This is a genomic window from Streptomyces sp. NPDC058637, from assembly GCF_042717325.1.
In the GTDB taxonomy this organism is placed as follows: domain Bacteria; phylum Actinomycetota; class Actinomycetes; order Streptomycetales; family Streptomycetaceae; genus Streptomyces.
This window is the reverse complement of the sequence record NZ_JBHXRD010000013.1, coordinates 1-18,472: the sequence shown is the minus strand read 5'-3', so window position 1 is coordinate 18,472 and position 18,472 is coordinate 1. Positions and strand designations below refer to the sequence as shown.

At 71.8% G+C, this 18,472-nt stretch carries 18 protein-coding genes and 1 pseudogene; 14 read left to right on the top strand and 5 right to left on the bottom strand.

Annotated elements, in window-relative coordinates; genetic code table 11:
• The first annotated feature begins 11 nt into the window (after positions 1-11).
• On the top strand, positions 12-647 hold the full coding sequence (locus tag ACFWVP_RS15435) for a DJ-1/PfpI family protein (protein ID WP_384496887.1): 636 nt from the start codon (positions 12-14) through the stop codon (positions 645-647).
• Here ACFWVP_RS15435 and ACFWVP_RS15430 read toward each other — a convergent pair.
• Positions 634-1,419: an enoyl-CoA hydratase/isomerase family protein gene (locus tag ACFWVP_RS15430; protein WP_384496885.1), complete on the bottom strand. Its 786-nt coding sequence runs from the start codon at positions 1,417-1,419 to the stop codon at positions 634-636. The genes ACFWVP_RS15435 and ACFWVP_RS15430 overlap by 14 nt on opposite strands.
• A gap of 80 nt (positions 1,420-1,499) precedes the next feature.
• Here ACFWVP_RS15430 and ACFWVP_RS15425 point away from each other — a divergent pair, with 80 nt between their 5' ends.
• Positions 1,500-2,087 (top strand): HdeD family acid-resistance protein, encoded by a 588-nt coding sequence (locus tag ACFWVP_RS15425; protein WP_384496884.1) that lies wholly within the window; start codon positions 1,500-1,502, stop codon positions 2,085-2,087.
• Between the two features lie 148 nt (positions 2,088-2,235).
• The gene (locus tag ACFWVP_RS15420) at positions 2,236-2,691 is read left to right on the top strand and encodes an ATP-binding protein (RefSeq protein ID WP_384496883.1); all 456 of its coding nucleotides are present in this window, start codon (positions 2,236-2,238) and stop codon (positions 2,689-2,691) included.
• 119 nt (positions 2,692-2,810) lie between these two features.
• Here the strand turns inward: ACFWVP_RS15420 and idi are convergent, their stop codons facing one another.
• From idi to galE, 4 genes and pseudogenes are all read right to left on the bottom strand, one after another.
• The gene (gene idi / locus ACFWVP_RS15415) at positions 2,811-3,404 is read right to left on the bottom strand and encodes an isopentenyl-diphosphate Delta-isomerase (protein WP_384496882.1); all 594 of its coding nucleotides are present in this window, start codon (positions 3,402-3,404) and stop codon (positions 2,811-2,813) included.
• Between the two features lie 147 nt (positions 3,405-3,551).
• A pseudogene (locus tag ACFWVP_RS15410) lies at positions 3,552-3,982 on the bottom strand (GNAT family N-acetyltransferase); the annotation flags it as partial.
• Between the two features lie 176 nt (positions 3,983-4,158).
• A complete protein-coding gene (locus tag ACFWVP_RS15405; RefSeq protein WP_384496880.1) occupies positions 4,159-5,094 on the bottom strand; it encodes a cation diffusion facilitator family transporter in 936 nt (311 codons plus the stop codon).
• A 164-nt stretch (positions 5,095-5,258) separates the two neighbouring features.
• Positions 5,259-6,242, bottom strand: coding sequence for a UDP-glucose 4-epimerase GalE (gene galE / locus ACFWVP_RS15400; RefSeq protein WP_384496879.1), 984 nt, complete (start codon positions 6,240-6,242; stop codon positions 5,259-5,261).
• A gap of 334 nt (positions 6,243-6,576) precedes the next feature.
• Here galE and ACFWVP_RS15395 point away from each other — a divergent pair, with 334 nt between their 5' ends.
• The 11 genes from ACFWVP_RS15395 to ACFWVP_RS15345 all read left to right on the top strand — a co-directional run bounded on the left by ACFWVP_RS15395 (position 6,577) and on the right by ACFWVP_RS15345 (position 18,426).
• Entirely contained in the window at positions 6,577-8,352 is a 1,776-nt protein-coding gene (locus tag ACFWVP_RS15395) for a DUF5941 domain-containing protein (protein WP_384497141.1), read from the top strand.
• Positions 8,349-9,086, top strand: a complete 738-nt coding sequence (locus ACFWVP_RS15390; RefSeq protein WP_384496877.1) for a sugar phosphate nucleotidyltransferase — start codon at positions 8,349-8,351, stop codon at positions 9,084-9,086. The genes ACFWVP_RS15395 and ACFWVP_RS15390 overlap by 4 nt, the downstream gene beginning before the upstream one ends.
• The gene (locus ACFWVP_RS15385; protein WP_384496875.1) at positions 9,074-10,135 is read left to right on the top strand and encodes an iron-containing alcohol dehydrogenase family protein; all 1,062 of its coding nucleotides are present in this window, start codon (positions 9,074-9,076) and stop codon (positions 10,133-10,135) included. Before ACFWVP_RS15390 ends, ACFWVP_RS15385 begins: the two co-directional genes overlap by 13 nt.
• The gene (locus tag ACFWVP_RS15380; RefSeq protein WP_384496873.1) at positions 10,113-10,892 is read left to right on the top strand and encodes a CDP-alcohol phosphatidyltransferase family protein; all 780 of its coding nucleotides are present in this window, start codon (positions 10,113-10,115) and stop codon (positions 10,890-10,892) included. The genes ACFWVP_RS15385 and ACFWVP_RS15380 overlap by 23 nt, the downstream gene beginning before the upstream one ends.
• An 8-nt stretch (positions 10,893-10,900) precedes the next feature.
• Positions 10,901-11,773, top strand: coding sequence for a glycosyltransferase family 2 protein (locus tag ACFWVP_RS15375; protein WP_384497139.1), 873 nt, complete (start codon positions 10,901-10,903; stop codon positions 11,771-11,773).
• 106 nt (positions 11,774-11,879) lie between these two features.
• A complete protein-coding gene (locus ACFWVP_RS15370) occupies positions 11,880-12,809 on the top strand; it encodes an ABC transporter permease (RefSeq protein WP_384496871.1) in 930 nt (309 codons plus the stop codon).
• Positions 12,802-13,587, top strand: coding sequence for an ABC transporter ATP-binding protein (locus tag ACFWVP_RS15365; RefSeq protein ID WP_384496869.1), 786 nt, complete (start codon positions 12,802-12,804; stop codon positions 13,585-13,587). Before ACFWVP_RS15370 ends, ACFWVP_RS15365 begins: the two co-directional genes overlap by 8 nt.
• Before the next feature lie 400 nt (positions 13,588-13,987).
• Positions 13,988-14,902 (top strand): squalene synthase HpnC, encoded by a 915-nt coding sequence (gene hpnC, locus ACFWVP_RS15360; protein WP_384496868.1) that lies wholly within the window; start codon positions 13,988-13,990, stop codon positions 14,900-14,902.
• A gap of 29 nt (positions 14,903-14,931) precedes the next feature.
• Entirely contained in the window at positions 14,932-15,852 is a 921-nt protein-coding gene (gene hpnD / locus ACFWVP_RS15355; protein WP_384496866.1) for a presqualene diphosphate synthase HpnD, read from the top strand.
• An 85-nt stretch (positions 15,853-15,937) separates the two neighbouring features.
• Positions 15,938-17,326 carry a hydroxysqualene dehydroxylase HpnE gene (hpnE, locus tag ACFWVP_RS15350; RefSeq protein ID WP_384496864.1) on the top strand — a complete coding sequence of 463 codons (1,389 nt, stop codon included), beginning with the start codon at positions 15,938-15,940 and terminating at the stop codon, positions 17,324-17,326.
• On the top strand, positions 17,323-18,426 hold the full coding sequence (locus ACFWVP_RS15345) for a polyprenyl synthetase family protein (protein WP_384496862.1): 1,104 nt from the start codon (positions 17,323-17,325) through the stop codon (positions 18,424-18,426). The genes hpnE and ACFWVP_RS15345 overlap by 4 nt, the downstream gene beginning before the upstream one ends.
• Positions 18,427-18,472: the final 46 nt, after the last annotated feature.

The following is an 18,472-nucleotide window of genomic DNA, read 5'->3' as shown; positions in this document are numbered from 1 at the left end:
CGAGGAATCCTGTGCAGATCGCCATCGTGCTCTTCGACCGCTTCACCGCCCTCGACGCCGTGGGCCCCTACGAGATCCTCAGCCGCACCCCCGGAGCCGAGACCGTGTTCGTCGCCGAGCGGACCGGGCCGGTGCGCAACGACAGCGGCAGCCTCTCGCTCGTCGCCGACCGTACGCTCGCCGACGTCCCCGCCCCCGACCTGGTCATCGTGCCCGGCGGTCCCGGGCAGAGCGCACAGATGGAGAACGAGACCCTGCTCGGCTGGCTGCGCACGGCCGACGCCACCAGCACCTGGACGACCTCGGTGTGCACCGGGTCGCTGCTGCTCGCGGCGGCCGGACTGCTCGACGGCCGCCGCGCCACCTCGCACTGGCTGGCCCTCGACGTCCTCGGGACCTACGGGGCGGAGCCGACCGGCGAGCGCGTCGTGTTCGACGGCAAGTACGTCACGGCCGCCGGGGTGTCCTCCGGCATCGACATGGGTCTCACCCTGCTCGGCCGGATCGCCGGGGACGAGCACGCCCAGGCCGTCCAGCTCCTCACCGAGTACGACCCCCAGCCGCCCTACGACGCCGGGTCACCCGCGAAGGCCCCGGCCGCCCTGGTCGAGAAGTTCCGGGACGGCAGCCGGTTCATCCTGCGCTAGCGGCCGTCCCCGCCGACGGCGTGGTCCAGGCGAAGCGGGGCGTACGGCGCTCCAGGAAGGCGGCGACCCCCTCCGCGGTGTCGCCGCTTGCGCGCGCCTGCTGCGACCAGTACGCGTCCCGGTCCGTACGGCCGTCGGCGAACTCCTTCGCCGCGGCCTGGGTCAGCTGCGAACGCGACGCCAGTACCCGTGCGAACGACCGCACCCGCGCCTCCAGTCCACCCGCCGGCAGCACCTCGTCCACCAGGCCCGCGCGCAGGGCCCGCTCCGTGCCGATCAGTTCGCCCGAGAAGAGGAGGAACTTCGCGGTGGCCGGGCCGACCAGCGCGACCAGCCGCCGCGTCGACGAGGAGGGGTAGACGATCCCGAGCCTGGCCGGGGTGACACCGAACGACGCGCCCTCCTCGGCGAACCGCAGATCGCAGGCCGCCGCGAGCTGACCACCGCCGCCCACGCAGTACCCACGCACCGCGGCCAGCGTCGGGCGGGGGAAGGCCGCCAGGGCCTCCTCCGCCCGCACGGCGAGTTCCTGCGCCGGGCTGCCCGGCTCCCGGAGCGAGCCGATGTCCGCGCCGGCGCAGAAGGTGTCACCGGCGCCGGTGAGCACCAGGACCCGGACCGCCGGGTCGGCGGCCAGCCGCTCCAGCAGGCCGGGCAGCGAACGCCACATGTCCGTGGTCATGGCGTTCCGCTTGGCGGGGTTGCTGATGACGACGCGGGCGACGCCGTCCGAGACGGTGTGCTCCAGCCGCGCCTGCTCCCTGGGATCCATGCGCCGGATGCTATCCGTACGCTCCGTACCTATGATCGGGAAGGGGTCGCGAAGCGGGCACGCACCCTGAGGAGCTGTCGATGGCCGGACCCACGACCGAGGGCAAGAAGCTCAACCGCAGTTTCGGCGGGCTCGCAGTGCTCGGTGTCCTGTTGGTGATCGCGGGGCTCGTCGGCCTCGTCTACACCGGTGTCGCCACCCTCACCTCGATGTTCCTCTTCGGCTGGCTGCTGCTCGTCGGAGGCCTCGTCGGCCTCCTCCACGCGATCCAGGCCCGGGGCACCCCGTACTTCTGGCTGGGCGTGGTCGTCGCCGCGCTGAACATCGCGGCCGGGGTCGTCGTCCTGCGTCACCCGGAGGGCACGGCCGAGGCGCTGACCATGTTCGCCGCACTGCTCTTCCTCACCGGGGGAGTGTTCCGGCTGGTCGGCAGCGTGGTCGTGCGCGGCCCGCAGTTCGGCTGGACGCTCCTGCAAGGGGCGTTCGGGCTGCTGCTGGGACTGCTGGTGCTCTTCGACTGGCCGCACAGCAGCCTCTACGTGCTCGGCTGCTTCTTCTCGCTGGCCCTGCTCTTCGACGGTCTCGGGCTGATCGCGATCGGGGTCGGCGGCCGACGCGTCGTCAGCCTGGTCACCGACCAGATGACGCCCGAAGCGGACGAGAAATAGCCCCTTCATCTGACGCTGTCATACCCACTCGGCCACATTGTTTCTATAACCGACCACTTGTGGTCAGAGTGTCGGTACGGACCAGGCTCTTCCCGACACTCATTACTCGATAGTCACTGAGGTACGAGTCGAGAGCGGGTGCCGGTCCATGGAGAGCCGCGGGAGTGTTCCGGCCCGTCCCTCGTCGTACGAAGGGGTGTGGCGCTTCACCGCCCCCGCCGTCGACGCCTCGGTACCGCAGGCCCGGCACGCGGTGCGGGACCTGATCGACCGGCAGGGCGTACCCGTCGACGACGACGTCCTGCACGGCCTGCTGCTGATCGTCTCGGAACTGGTCACCAACGCGGTCAGGCACGCGGCGCTGCTCTCGCCCGAGCTCGCCGTCGAGGTGGCCGTCGGAGCCGAATGGATCAGGGTCTCCGTCGAGGACAACCACCCCTACCGCCCCACCGCCCTGGTCGCCGACTACGGGCAGACCGGCGGGCGGGGGCTCCTGCTGGTCCGTGAGGTCACCGCCGAGGCGGGCGGCACCTGCGACGTGGAGCACACGGCGGGAGGCGGCAAGGTCATCTGGGCGGCGCTGCCTCTGAAGACGCGGCTCTGACCACCCACGTCGGCCGCGACGTCCCCGCACCTCGCCCCGTCGCCGCCCACGTCCCCCACACGACGCGCCGCGAACCCCGTTCCGTCGCCCGCGCCGCCGCCCGCGTCCGCCGCGCGATGTCACCAGCCCGCGGACGGACCCGTCAGCTCCCGGACGGCGGGGCGCGCGGCGTCCAGCACCGTCATGAACCAGGCGGAGAACGGGGCGGCCGCGTGCCGCTCCGCCAGCTCACCCGCGGTCACGTACGCCGTCTCGCCGACCTCCTCGGCGTCCGGCCGCAGCTGCTCCTGGGCCATGCCGACGAACAGGTGGTTGAACTCCTGCTCCACCAGCCCCGAGACCGGGTCCGGGTGGTTGTAGCGCACCGTGCCCGCGGCGGCGAGCAGCGAGGGGGAGATCCCCAGCTCCTCGTACGTGCGCCGGGCGGCTGCCGCGAAGGGCGCCTCACCCGGGTACGGATGACCGCAGCAGGTGTTCGACCACACACCGGGGGAGTGGTACTTGCCGAGCGCGCGGCGCTGCAGCAGCAGCCGCCCCTGCTCGTCGAAGAGGAAGACGGAGAACGCCCGGTGCAGCTGACCGGGAGCCTGGTGGGCGGCGAGCTTCTCCGCGGTGCCGATGGTGGTGCCGCTCTCGTCGACCAGTTCGAGCATGATCGCGTCTGCGGTGCCGTTCGACGAGCTGTGCGCCGCGGTGGCTGGTGTGGTCGGCATACCCATCCTTCGCTTTGGCACCCGGCCTGGTGCGCCGAGCCCTCTGGTCGGACAAGTCTGCCGTACAAAAGCCGCTTGTCCGCACTTCGGGAGCTGGCATGTCCGCCCCGGTACCCCGACGGGCACGCCGGGGCGGACGCCGCGTCGGACCCCGAAGGCGGCCGGATAGCGGATCGTGCCCGCCGGTACCGGCACGGACGCGTCCAGGACCAGCGCCATCATCGCCTCGTCGGGAACGTCGAAGCCGGCCCGGATCCCGAAACGCGACGCCGGTACGAAGCCGAACGCCGGGGGACAGCCGGGATGACCGAGCACCAGGACGAGTGACTCGCCCCGCAGCCGCGCCGCGCCCAGAGCCGCCCGCACGACCGCCCGGCCCGCTCCCCGGTGCTGATGACCCGGGGCCGTCGCCACCGGGGCCGGCGCGAGCGCGGGCGCGTCCCCGATCCGGCACCGGGTCAGCAGGCGTGTGCCGCCACGGAACCGTCCGGGGCCTCGGCCACGTACGACAGACCGGGCAGCCAGGCGTCGGGGTCGGTGCGCAACGCGTCGGCCACCGCCGCCTCGGCCCGGGTGGGTTCCGGCCGACCCGGCGGCGTGGAACAGCCGCGGAGCTAGCCGAGAACCCGGGAGATGAGGAAGGACCGGTTGCTGCGCCGGGCAGCCGTCGTCGCGACAGTCATCGACCTCAGCTCCTTCTCTCCCCCGGGCTCCGCGCTCGAACGTACGCGGGGACCCTGACACCCGGTCCCGCTCAGTGGCAGAGCCTCGCCTCGTGCTCCGCGTGCCCGCTGGGCTCCAGCTGGAAGGTGCAGTGCTCGACGTCGAAGTGATGGCCCAGGCAGCCCTGCAGATCGTGCAGGAGCTTCTCGTGCCCGATCGAGTCCAGCATCTCCTGGTGCACGACCACGTGCGCGGACAGGACCGGCATGCCCGAGGTGATCGTCCAGGCGTGCAGGTCGTGGACGTCCAGCACCCCGGGCAGGGCCGTGATGTGGGCGCGTACCTCTTCCATGTCGACGCCCTCGGGCGCCGACTCCAGCAGCACGTTGAGCGTCTCGCGCAGCAGCTTCACCGTCCGCGGGACGATCATGAGACCGATCAGCAGCGAGGCGATCGGGTCGGCGGCCTGCCAGCCGGTGGCCATGATGATGCCCGCGGAGACCAGCACCGTGACCGAACCGAGGGTGTCCGCGACCACCTCCAGATAGGCGCCCCGCACATTCAGGCTGTCCTTCTGCCCGCGCATCAGCAGGGACAGGGAGACGACGTTGGCGACCAGACCCACGGCGGCGAAGGCCATGGCGAGTCCGCCGCGCGTCCCGGCCGGGGTGATGAAGCGGTCCACGGCCTCGAACACCAGATAGCCGCCGACCCCCAGGAGCAGCAGACAGTTGGCCAGCGCCGCGAGGATCTCGGCGCGGGCGAAGCCGAAGGTGCGGTTGGGTCCGGCCGGCCGGTTGGCGAAGTGGATCGCGAGCAGGGCCATGCCGAGGCCGAGCGCGTCGGTCGCCATATGGGCCGCGTCCGCGATCAGCGCGAGGGAGTCGGAGAGCAGCCCGCCGACGACCTCCACGACCATGACGCCGAGCGTGATCCCCAGTGCGACCCTGAGGCGGCCCTGGTACGCGGCGGCGGCCGTGCCCGGCGGCCCTTGGCGCGTATGCCCGTGATCGTGGCCAGCCCCCATGGAACGCCTCCGGAACGCCTCGTGGCACTCGGGCGCCGACCGCCCGGTACGGCACAGTGAACTACGGGCCGGGGGTATCGGGCAACACGGGACTGAACACCGTTGTCATGTGCTCTGACCTGCGGAAACGTTTGCAGGTCAGAGCGTCGGCGCAATGCCCCGGCTCACTCGGCGCGGGCCTCGGGATGGCGCAGGCACCAGCCCTCCCAGGCCGACTCGACCATCTCGCGCACCCCGCGCCGGGCCGTCCAGCCCAGCTCCTCGGTCATCCGGGCGGCCGACGCGACGGCGCGGGCCGCGTCACCCGGCCTGCGTGCCTCGACCACGGGCTCCACGGGCCGGCCGGTGACCTCGCCCACCAGGTCCGCGAGCTGCCGCACCGAGACACCCTCGCCGCGGCCGATGTTCACGGTCAGGTCCTCGCCCGCGGCCTGGCCGGCCAGCTTCCCGGCCACGGCGAGGTGCGCGTCCGCCAGATCGGCGACATGGATGTAGTCACGGACACAGGTGCCGTCCGGCGTCGGGTAGTCGTCGCCGAAGATCCGCGGCGCCTCACCGCGCGTCAGCCGGTCGAAGAACATCGGCACGACGTTGGAGACACCCGTGTCGGACAGCTCGGGCCCGGCGGCACCCGCCACGTTGAAGTACCGCAGACAGGCCGTGGAGAGCCCGTGCGCCCGCCCCGCCGCCCGCACCATCCACTCACCGACGAGCTTGGTCTCGCCGTAGGGGTTGATGGGCGCGCACGGGGTCTCCTCGGTGATGAGGTCGGCGTCCGGGACGCCGTACACGGCCGCGGACGAGGAGAGCAGGAACCTCCGCACACCTGCCGCGACCACGGCCTCCAGGAGCACGGCGAGGCCGGCCACGTTCTCCCGGTAGTAGAGCAGCGGCTTCTCGACGGACTCGCCGACCTGCTTCTTCGCCGCGAGATGCACCACACCCGTGATCGCGTGCTCGGCCAGCACCCGGTCGAGCAGCCCCCGGTCGTGGGCCGAGCCGCGCACCAGCTCGACGTCCGCGGGCAGCCGCCCGGCGATGCCCGTCGAGATGTCGTCCAGCGCGACGACCTTCTCCCCGGCCCCCGTCATGGCCCTCGCCACATGTGCCCCGATGTAACCGGCCCCGCCTGTGATCAACCACGTCATACGCGTCAGCTTAGGCCGACCGGCGCCCGGCACGGCGCGGCCCTCCCCCCGCCCGGCCCGCAGGTCGTGGGCCGGGTGCGGTTTGTGGGGCGAGGCACTGATCGACGATGATGATCGCGAACGGCGCCGCATCATGGCCGGTTCGCCCGAACGGAGCACAAACGGTCGGTGAACTCGGCCTTCCGTTCATCCGATAGCCTCAGCCGATGCGCCGCCGGCCCGCCTCCGGGCCGCACTGTCGCGCGCCGTTCCCGTCAGCACCAAGGAGTGAGTTCGTCTGTCGACCGCCATCCTCACCGGTGCGCCGGTACCCGGATCGTCGCTCGAGGACGATCTGCGGTCACTCGGCTTCGACGTAAGGGCCGCCACCGGCGCGACCGAGGCCGCCGAACTGCTCGCGGCGGTTCCCGCGAACCGGCGCGTCGCCCTCGTCGACCCCCGTTTCGTCGGCCATGTCCACGCCCTCAGGCTCGGACTCACCGACCCCCGCTTCGCCGCCGCCACCGTCCCCGGAGCGCTCACCGCGCAGCCCGAGGCACGGCCCGCGCTGCTCCGCGCCCTGCGCAGGGTCGTGGCCGCGGTCGGCGCCGGCAGCCCCGTGGCCGCCCCCGGCGCCGAACCCGTCGCCGAGGACCGCACGGTGCCCGGCCGCCTCGCGGTGGCCCTGGACGCCGAGGGCACCCCGGTGCAGCGACCCGAGCTGGGCTCGCTCACCGCCGCGGTACCCACCGGCCCCGAGGACCGGGGCGCCGCACAGGCCGCCGTCGCCGCCGTGGACGACGAGGCCGTACGGCTGCGCAGCGCCGTGAAGGCCCACGACGGGTTCTTCACCACCTACTTCATCAGCCCGTACTCCCGCTACATCGCCCGCTGGTGCGCCCGCCGGGGCCTCACCCCGAACCAGGTCACCACCGCATCGCTGATCACCGCACTGATCGCGGCCGGCAGCGCGGCGACCGGCACCCGCGGCGGCTACGTCGCGGCCGGCGTGCTCCTGCTCCTCTCCTTCGTCCTGGACTGCACCGACGGGCAGCTCGCCCGCTACTCGCTGCAGTACTCGACGATGGGCGCCTGGCTGGACGCCACCTTCGACCGGGCCAAGGAGTACGCGTACTACGCGGGCCTCGCCCTCGGTGCCGCCCGGGGCGGCGACGACGTGTGGGTCCTCGCACTCGGCGCGATGGTGCTCCAGGCCTGCCGCCACGTCGTCGACTTCTCGTTCAACGAGGCCAACCACGACGCGGTCTCCAACACGAGCCCCACCGCCGCGCTCTCCGACAGGCTCGACAGCGTCGGCTGGACGGTCTGGCTGCGCCGGATGATAGTCCTGCCCATCGGTGAACGCTGGGCCATGATCGCCGTGCTGACCGCGGTCACCACGCCCCGGATCGTCTTCTACGCCCTCCTCGTCGGCTGCTCCCTGGCCGCCTGCTACACCACGGCCGGCCGGCTGCTCCGCTCGCTGACCCGCAAGGCGCGGCGCACCGACCGGGCGGCGGGTGCGCTGGCCGACCTCGCCGACTCGGGACCGCTCGCGCAGGCGGTCGCCGCCGTGGTCCGCCGCCCGGGCGGTGGCTTCACCGCCCCGCTGCTGGCGTTCACCGGAGCCCTGGTGCTGGTCGCCGCGGCCCTGTTCACGCCCTACGGCGGCCCGCTGACCGTCGGCGCCGCGGCGGTGTACGCGGTCTTCTCGGGCCTCGCGGTCTCGCGGCCGCTCAAGGGCGCGCTCGACTGGCTGGTGCCCCCGGTCTTCCGGGCCGCGGAATACTGCACGGTCCTCGTCCTGGCGGCCCGCAGCGATGTGCCGCACGCCGTTCCCGCGGCATTCGGCCTGGTTTCAGCAGTCGCCTACCATCACTACGACACGGTCTACCGCATCCGAGGCGGTACCGGCGCCCCGCCCCAGTGGCTGGTGCGCACCATCGGCGGGCACGAGGGCCGGACCCTGGTCGTGGCCGTACTCGCCGCCGTACTGACCGGAGCCTCAGCTTTCACCACGGCTCTGACCGCGCTCGCGGCGGCCGTGGCTCTGGTGGTGCTCGTGGAGTCCATCCGCTTCTGGGTGTCCTCCTCGGCCCCCGCCGTACACGACGAAGGAGAACTCGCATGATCGGCCTCGTACTGGCTGCCGGTGCCGGACGCCGTCTGCGTCCCTACACGGACACCCTGCCCAAGGCCCTGGTGCCCGTGGACGGCGAGAAGACGGTCCTCGACCTGACCCTGGCCAACTTCGCCGAGGTCGGACTCACCGAGGTCGCGGTCGTCGTCGGCTACCGCAAGGAAGCCGTCTACGCCCGCAAGGCCGAGTTCGAGGCCACGTACGGCGTGAAGCTGACGCTCATCGACAACGACAAGGCCGAGGAGTGGAACAACGCCTACTCCCTCTGGTGCGCCCGTGAGGTCCTGAAGCAGGGCGTCATCCTCGCCAACGGCGACACCGTGCACCCGGTCTCCGTCGAGAGGACCCTGCTGGACGCCCGCGGTGAGGGCAGGAGGATCATCCTCGCGCTCGACACGGTGAAGAACCTCGCCGACGAGGAGATGAAGGTCATCACCGACGGTGAGAAGGGGGTGCGCCGGATCACCAAGCTGATGGACCCGGCCACCGCGACCGGCGAGTACATCGGCGTCACACTGATCGAGCCCGAGGCCGCCGAGGAGCTCGCCGACGCGCTCAGGACCACGTTCGAGCGCGACCCCGACCTCTACTACGAGGACGGCTACCAGGAGCTCGTGAACCGTGGCCTCACCATCGACGTGGCCCCGATCGGCGAGGTGACCTGGGTGGAGATCGACAACCACGACGACCTCGCCCGCGGCAGGGAGATCGCGTGCCTGTACTGACCCGCCTCATCCCGTCCCCGGTCGTCGTCGACATCCGGCGCGGCGCCATGGACGATCTGGCCGGTCTCCTCGCCGACCAGCGGATCTCCGCGTCGGGCAAGCTCGCCATCGCGATCAGCGAAGGATCGGGGCGCGCCCTGCGCGAGAGGATCGCCCCGCTGCTGCCGGGAGCCGACTGGTACCCGGTCACCGACGGCACGATCGACTCCGCGGTCCGGCTCGCCGACGGCATCAAGGGCAACCGCTACGACGCCGTCGTCGGCCTCGGCGGCGGGAAGATCATCGACGTGGCGAAGTACGCCGCGGCGCGGGTCGGCATGCCCATGGTCGCCGTCGCGACGAACCTGTCCCACGACGGGCTCTGCTCCCCGGTCGCGACCCTGGACAACGACAACGGGCGCGGCTCCTACGGGGTCCCCACCCCGATCGCCGTCGTGATCGACCTCGACGTGATCCGCGAGGCCCCCGCGCGCTTCGTGCGCTCGGGCATCGGGGACGCGGTCTCCAACATCTCCTGCGTCGCCGACTGGGAGCTCGCCCACGAGATCCAGGGCGAGGAGATCGACGGACTCGCGGCGGCCATGGCCCGGCAGGCGGGTGAAGCCGTCCTGCGCCACCCCGGCGGGGTCGGCGACGACGCGTTCCTCAAGGTGCTGGCCGAAGGGCTCGTCCTGACCGGCATCTCGATGTCGGTCGCCGGTGACTCCCGGCCCGCCTCGGGCGGCTGCCACGAGATCAACCACGCCTTCGACCTGCTGTACCCCAAGCGTGCGGCCAGTCACGGCGAGCAGGTCGGCCTCGGCGCCTGTTTCGCCATGCACCTGCGGGGCGCCCGCGAGGAGTCGCGGCACATGGCGTCCGTGCTGCGGCGCCACGGGCTGCCGGTACTGCCGGGTGAGATCGGCTTCACCGCCGACGAGTTCGTGCGGGCCGTCGAGTACGCCCCGCAGACGCGCCCGGGACGCTTCACGATCCTGGAACACCTCAACCTGTCCACCGACCAGATCAGGGACGCGTACGCCGACTATGCAAAAGCCATCCATAGCTGAACTCCGCCCGGTCGTGCACCCTCCGGGCGTGAAGGACCGGCGCAGTGGCGAGCACTGGGCAGGTCGGCTCTACATGCGCGAGGTCTCGCTGCGCATCACCCGGCGCCTGGTGACCACCAGGGTGACGCCCAACCAGCTGACCTACGTGATGACCGTCGCCGGTGTGCTCGCGGTGCCCGCCCTGCTGATCCCCGGCATCCCCGGGGCCCTGCTCGGTGTGCTCGCGGTCCAGCTGTACCTGCTGTTCGACTGCGTCGACGGTGAAGTGGCCCGCTGGAAGAAGCAGTTCTCGCTGGGCGGCGTCTACCTGGACCGGGTGGCCGCCTATCTGTGCGACGCGGCGGTGCTGGTCGGCTTCGGCCTGCGTGCCGCCGACCTGTGGGGCCCCGGACGCGTCGACTGGCTGTGGGCCTTCCTGGGCACGCTCGCCGCGCTCGGCGCCATCCTGATCAAGGCCGAGACCGACCTCGTCGGGGTCGCCCGTCACCAGGGCGGGCTGCCGCCCGTCAAGGAGGCCGCGTCCGAGCCGCGCTCCTCCGGCATGGCGTTCGCCCGACGGGCCGCCGGTGCGCTCAAGTTCCACCGGCTGATCCTCGGCATCGAGGCGTCGTTCGTCATCCTGGTGGTCGCCGTCCTCGACACGGTCAGGGACGACCTCTTCTTCAGCCGCCTCGCGGTCGCCGTCCTGGCCGGCATCGCCCTTCTCCAGACCGTCCTGCACCTGGTGTCGATCCTGGCGTCCAGCAGGCTGAAGTGAGCTCCCCCATGAAACTCGGCGCGGTCATCATCACCATGGGCAACCGCCCGGACGAACTGCGTGCCCTGCTCGATTCGGTCGCCGTCCAGGACGGCGACCGGATCGAGGTGGTCGTGGTCGGCAACGGCGCCCCGGTGCCCGACGTGCCCGCGGGCGTGCGGACCGTGGAGCTGCCCGAGAACCTGGGTATCCCCGGCGGACGCAACGTCGGCATCGAGGCGTTCGGCGCCGCCGGCACCGACGTGGACGCGCTGCTGTTCCTCGACGACGACGGGCTGCTGCCGAAGAAGGACACCGCCGAGCTGTGCCGGCAGGCCTTCGACGCCGACCCGGAACTCGGCATCATCACCTTCCGCATCGCCGACCCGGACACCGGGGCCACCCAGCGCCGGCACGTGCCGCGGCTGCGGGCGGCCGACCCGATGCGCTCGTCCCGGGTGACGACGTTCCTCGGCGGGGCGAACGCCGTGCGTACCCGGGTGATCGCCGAGGTCGGCCCGCTCCCCGACGACTTCTTCTACGCGCACGAGGAGACCGACCTCGCCTGGCGGGCCCTGGACGCCGGCTGGATGATCGACTACCGCGCGGACATGGTGCTCAACCACCCCACCACCGCTCCCTCGCGGCACGCGGTCTACCACCGCATGGTGGCCCGCAACCGGGTCTGGCTGGCCCGCCGGAACCTGCCCGCACCGCTCGTCCCCGTGTACGTCGGGGTCTGGCTGCTGCTCACGCTGGTCCGCAGGCCCTCCAGGCCCGCGCTCAAGGCGTGGTTCGGAGGTTTCCGGGAAGGCTGGACGACACCCTGCGGGCCCCGGCGCCCCATGAGGTGGCGTACGGTGTGGCGCCTCACCAGACTGGGCCGACCGCCTGTGATCTGAGAGGCTCGCCTCTGAGACCATGAGCCCTGTTCGTTGTGTACGGGACCTGTCCGCCTTGGCCGCACCCGCGTCCGGCTGCGCATTGTGAAGACGAGAGTTCTTACCTGTGAGTGATACGACCCACGACGGCGGGCTTGCGCTGAGCAGCCCGCCGTCCGCCGACGAGGGGCTGAGCGCCTCCCGGCTGGCCGACAAGTACGGTCTGACGGTGAGCGGTGCCAGGCCCGGGCTGTTCGCGTACGTCCGGCAGCTCTGGGGCCGCCGGCACTTCATCCTGGCGTTCTCCAGGGCCAAGCTGACCGCGCAGTACAGCCAGGCCAAGCTCGGCCAGCTGTGGCAGGTCGCCACCCCGCTGCTGAACGCCCTGGTCTACTTCCTGATCTTCGGGCTCATCCTGGGCACCAGCAGGGGGATGAGCCAGGAGGTCTTCGTCCCGTTCCTGGTCACGGGCGTCTTCGTCTTCACCTTCACCCAGAGCTCGGTCATGGCGGGGGTGCGGTCCATCGCCGGCAACCTCGGCCTGGTCCGCGCCCTGCACTTCCCCCGGGCCTCGCTGCCCGTCTCGTTCTCGCTCCAGCAGCTCCAGCAGCTGCTGTACTCGATGATCGTGCTGCTCGCGGTGGCCGTGGGCTTCGGCAGCTACCCCAGGCTCTCCTGGCTGCTGATGATCCCGGCGCTGGCCCTGCAGTTCGTGTTCAACACCGGTCTGGCCCTGGTCATGGCCCGGCTGGGCAGCAAGACCCCGGACCTCGCGCAGCTGATGCCGTTCGTCATGCGGACCTGGATGTACGCCTCGGGCGTCATGTTCTCCATCCCGGTGATGCTGGCCGACAAGCCGCAGTGGATCGCGGACGTGCTGCAGTACAACCCGGCGGCCATCTACATGGACCTGGTCCGCTTCGCGCTGATCGACGGCTACGGCTCCGAGAACCTGCCGCAGCACGTCTGGGCCGTCGGGCTCGCCTGGGCGCTCGTCGTGGGTGTCCTGGGCTTCGTGTACTTCTGGAAGGCAGAGGAACGGTACGGCCGTGGCTGAGGAATCGTCCCAGGGACACATCCCCACCGTGATCGCCGACGACGTACACATCGTGTACCGGGTCAACGGGACGGGGGGCGGCAAGGGCAGCGCCACCGCGGCGCTCAGCCGGATCATGCGGCGCGGCAACCACGAGCCGCGCGGCGTACGCAAGGTGCACGCGGTGCGGGGGGTCTCCTTCACCGCCTACCGCGGCCAGGCGATCGGTCTCATCGGCACCAACGGCTCGGGCAAGTCCACCCTGCTCCGGGCCATCGCCGGACTGCTCCCGACCGAGCACGGCAAGGTCTACACGGACGGCCAGCCGTCGCTGCTGGGCGTCAACGCCGCGCTGATGAGCGACCTGACCGGCGAGCGCAACGTCGTGCTCGGCGGTCTCGCGATGGGCATGAGCCGCGAGGAGATCCGCGCGCGCTACCAGGACATCGTGGACTTCTCGGGGATCAACGAGAAGGGCGACTTCATCACGCTGCCCATGCGGACCTACTCCTCCGGCATGGCGGCGCGGCTGCGCTTCTCGATCGCCGCGGCCAAGAACCACGACGTCCTCATGATCGACGAGGCGCTGGCCACCGGTGACCGCAAGTTCCGGGTGCGCTCCGAGGAGCGGATCCGCGAGCTGCGCAAGGAGGCCGGAACCGTCTTCCTCGTCAGCCACAACAACAAGACGATCCGCGACACCTGCGACCGCGTGCTGTGGCTGGAGCGGGGCGAACTCCTGATGGACGGCCCCACCGAAGAAGTGCTCAAGGCGTACGAGCGGGAGACCGGCAAGTAGGTCCCTCCGTTCCAGTGGCCCCCGCCGCAGACAGCGGCGGGGGCCACTGCGGTGCGCGGGGCGGAGGGCACCGGGTATCTCCTCCCGCCGGATGACGTCAATCGACCGGAATCCGGGGAAGGTTGGCGGAGATCGAAGGGTCGCAGCGGGACGCGTCGCACCCCGGCGCGGTCCTGTGAGCTGCACAACGTAAGCTGTACCGGAGCTGATTCGCGGCAATGTGGGGTGATACGCCCCCCAGCACATCACCCGTTGTGAGCCTGTCGCACTCGGGGCGGCGAGCGGCGTGTCCGAAAAGGGATGTTTTGGGTCAGCAGTGTAGAACGGGAGATATGACGGCAATGATGGGAAATCTCCAGCTCCGATGTGGGTTCGCCGTCTCCGCGTCGGTTGGTACGCCGTGACCCGTACGCGACAGGCGCGTACCGACGCCACCCCCACCCTCGACAAGGCCGCGGACGAGAACTTCCCCGTGGCCCCCTTCTTCCTGCCCCGCGCCTGGCGCGAGGACCTGATGGCCGTCTACGGCTTCGCCCGCCTCGTCGACGACATCGGTGACGGCGATCTCGCGCCCGGTGGCGCCGACGCCCGCCACCTCGGCGTCGACCCCGGAGCCGCCGAGGACCGGCTCGCCGTGCTCGACGCCCTGGAGGCCGACCTCCACCGCGTCTTCGCGGACACCGCGGACGGCCCGCTGCACCCCCTGATGCGCGCACTGCGCCCCACCGTGCGGCGCTGCGCGCTCACCCCGGACCCCTTCCTCGGGCTCATCGAGGCCAACCGGCAGGACCAGAAGGTCCGCCGCTACGGGACGTACGAGGAGCTCCTCGCCTACTGCGAGCTGTCGGCCAACCCCGTCGGCCGCCTCGTCCTGCAGATCACCGGTACCGCGAGCCCTGAACGGATCCGCCGCTCCGACGCCGTCTGCACCGCCCTGCAGATCGCCGAGCACCTCCAGGACGTCGCCGAGGACCTCGCCCGGGACCGGATCTACCTGCCCGCGGACGACATGGCCCGCTTCCACGTCACCGAATCCGACCTGGCCGTACCGTCCGGGAGCGCGTCGCTGCGCGCCCTGATCGCGTTCGAGGCGCAGCGCGCCCATGACCTGCTGGACGAGGGCATCCCCCTGGTGGGCAGCGTCCGGGGCAGGCTCAAACTCCTGCTCGCCGGATTCGTCGGCGGAGGGCGAGCCGCCCTCGCCGCGATCTCCGCCGCCGGTTTCGACGTACTGCCCGGACCGCCCAGACCCACCGCGCCGCTGCTGCTGCGCGAAGTGGGAGTAGTCCTGCGAAAAGCGCACAGAGAGGGGTGAGCCGGACCGTGGAGGGACAGACGACGTACATGTCGGCACCGGTACAGGCCGCGTACAGCTACTGCGAGGCCGTCACCGGACAGCAGGCCCGTAACTTCGCCTACGGCATCAGACTGCTGCCGTACGAGAAGCGGCAGGCCATGTCGGCGCTGTACGCCTTCTCCCGTCGCGTCGACGACATCGGCGACGGCGAGCTGGCCCCGGAGACCAAGCGGACCCGGCTGGAGGACACCCGGACGCTGCTCGACCGGATCAGGGACGGCGCGGTCGACGAGGACGACACCGACCCGGTCGCCGTCGCGCTCGCCGACACCGCGCGCCGGTTCCCGCTGCCGCTCGGCGGCCTGGACGAACTCATCGACGGCGTCCTGATGGACGTGCGCGGCGAGAGCTACGAGACCTGGGACGACCTCAGGACGTACTGCCGCTGCGTCGCCGGTGCGATCGGACGGCTCAGCCTCGGCGTCTTCGGCACGGAACCGGGCGCACCAGGCGCAGACCGGGCGGCGGAGTACGCCGACACCCTCGGCCTCGCACTCCAGCTCACCAACATCCTGCGCGACGTCCGCGAGGACTCGGGCAACGGGCGCACCTACCTGCCCGCCGACGACCTCGCCAAGTTCGGCTGCTCCGCCGGCTTCCACCGGGCCACGCCGCCCCCCGGCTCCGACTTCGCCGGCCTGGTGCACTTCGAGGTCCGGCGCGCCCGCGCGCTGTTCGCCGAGGGCTACCGGCTGCTGCCGATGCTGGACCGGCGCAGCGGCGCCTGCGTGGCCGCCATGGCCGGGATCTACCGACGGCTCCTCGACCGGATCGAGCGCGACCCCGAGGCCGTCCTGCGCGGCAGGGTCTCGCTGCCCGGCCACGAGAAGGCCTACGTCGCCGTACGCGGGCTGTCGGGCCTCGACGCCCGCTACATCTCGCGCCGTACCAGCAGGGGACGTGCCTGATGCGCCCCGCGGACGGCACCGGGCGCGCAACCCCGCACCCACCCCACGCGTCCCTGACTGCGACGGCACGACGGAAGGAGCACGCATGACCGGCCAGGAGCCGCGCTCCTCGCGCGCGGTGGTCGTCGGCGGCGGTCTCGCCGGAGTGACGACCGCCCTCCGTCTCGCCGACGCGGGGCTCGACGTGACCCTGCTCGAAGGCCGCCCCCGGCTCGGCGGCCTCGCCTTCTCCTTCCGCCGCGGCGAGCTGTCCGTCGACAACGGCCAGCACGTCTTCCTGCGCTGCTGCACCGGCTACCGCTGGTTCCTGGACCGCGTCGGGGGAACCGGCCTCGCCCCGCTGCAGGAACGTCTCGACGTGCCCGTGCTCGACGTCGGCCGGGCCCGTGGACCGCGGCTCGGGCGACTGCGCCGCACCGGGCTGCCCGTGCCGCTGCACCTCGCCGGCGGACTCGCCGCCTACCCGCACCTCTCGCTCGCCGAGAAGGCGGGCGTCGCCCGCGCGGCACTCGCGCTCGGCCGCCTCGACCCGGCCGACCCCGCGCTCGACGGCGTCGACTTCGCGACCTGGCTGCGCCGCCACGGGCAGTCCCGGCGCACCGTCGAAGCCCTCTGGGACCTCGTCGGTGTCGCCACGCTCAACGCCACCGCGCCGAACGCCTCCATGGCACTGGCCGCCATGGTCTTCAAGACCGGCCTGCTCTCCGAGCCCGGCGCCGCCGACATCGGCTGGGCCGCCGTGCCGCTCGGCGAACTCCACGACACCCTCGCCCGCAAGGCGCTCGAATCGGCGGGCGTGCGGATCCACACGCGCACCCGGGTCGCCTCCCTCACCCGGACCGAGGACGGCCGGTGGGCCGTCGGGACGGACGGGGAGCGGTTCGAGGCCGACACCGTGGTCCTGGCCGTACCCCAGGGCGAGGCCCACGGACTGCTGCCGGACGGGGCGATCGACAACCCCGGCCGGCTCCTGGACCTCACGGACTCGCCGATCCTCAACGTGCACGTCGTCTACGACCGAAAGGTGCTCCGCCGGCCGTTCTTCGCCGCGCTCGGCTCACCCGTGCAGTGGGTCTTCGACCGCACCGCGACCTCCGGGCTCCAGGGCGGCGGACAGTACCTCGCACTGTCCCAGTCCGCGGCCCAGGACGAGATCGACCTGCCCGTCGCCGAGCTGCGCGGGCGCTACCTCCCCGAGCTGGAGAAGCTCTTGCCCGCCACGCGCGGCGCGGGCGTCCGCGACTTCTTCGTCACCCGGGAACGCACCGCGACCTTCGCGCCCGCCCCGGGCGTGGGACGGCTGAGGCCGGGTGCGCACACCCGTGCCCCAGGACTCCACCTGGCAGGCGCATGGACGGCCACCGGCTGGCCCGCCACGATGGAGGGCGCCGTCCGCAGTGGATTCAGCGCCGCGGACGCAGCGCTGCACGCCCTCGGACGGCCCCACGAACATCCGCTGCAGGAGGCGGCATGAGCAGTACCACCGGAACAAGAGGAGAGTCTGTGACCCCGGCGAACCCGGCTTCCGACACCGTGGCGGACACCACGGACGTCACCGCGCTTCTGGAGCGTGGAAGGGCCCTGTCAGCGCCGGTGCTGCGCGCTGCCGTGGACCGGCTGGCGCCGCCCATGGACACCGTCGCGGCCTACCACTTCGGCTGGATCGACGCCCAGGGCCGGCCCGCCGACGGCGACGGCGGCAAGGCCGTGCGCCCCGCGCTCGCCCTGCTGTCCGCCGAGGTGGCGGGCGCTCCGGCCGAGGCCGGGATCCCCGGCGCGGTCGCCGTCGAACTCGTGCACAACTTCTCGCTGCTGCACGACGACCTGATGGACGGCGACGAGCAGCGCCGCCACCGCGACACCGTGTGGAAGGTGCACGGACCGGCCCAGGCCATCCTCGTCGGCGACGCGCTCTTCGCGCTGGCCAACGAGATCCTGCTGGAGCTCGGCACCGTCGAGGCCGGCCGGGCCGCCCGCCGGCTGACCACCGCCACCCGCAAGCTCATCGACGGGCAGGCCCAGGACATCTCCTACGAGCACCGCGAACGGGTCACCGTCGAGGAGTGCCTGGAGATGGAGGGCAACAAGACGGGCGCGCTGCTCGCCTGTGCCGTGTCCATCGGTGCCGTGCTCGGCGGCGCCGACGACCGCACGGCCGACATCCTGGAGGCGTACGGCTACCACCTCGGCCTCGCCTTCCAGGCCGTCGACGACCTGCTCGGGATCTGGGGCGACCCGGAGTCCACGGGCAAGCAGACCTGGAGCGACCTGCGCCAGCGCAAGAAGTCCCTGCCCGTCGTCGCCGCGCTCGCCGCGGGCGGACCGGCCTCCGCCCGGCTGGGAGAGCTGCTGGCCGCCGACGCCAAGAGCAGCGACTTCGCCAGCTTCTCCGAGGAGGAGTTCGCCGCACGCGCGGCACTCATCGAGGAGGCGGGCGGCCGTGAGTGGACCGCTCAGGAAGCCCGCCGTCAGCACGCGGTAGCCATCGAGGCGCTGCACGGCGTCGACATGCCGGGACAGGTACGGGAGCAGCTCACCGCACTCGCCGACTTCGTTGTCGTACGAAAGAGATGATCACCATTCGCATATGACTCGCAGTCGCCGGCGGGCGCCCTTGACG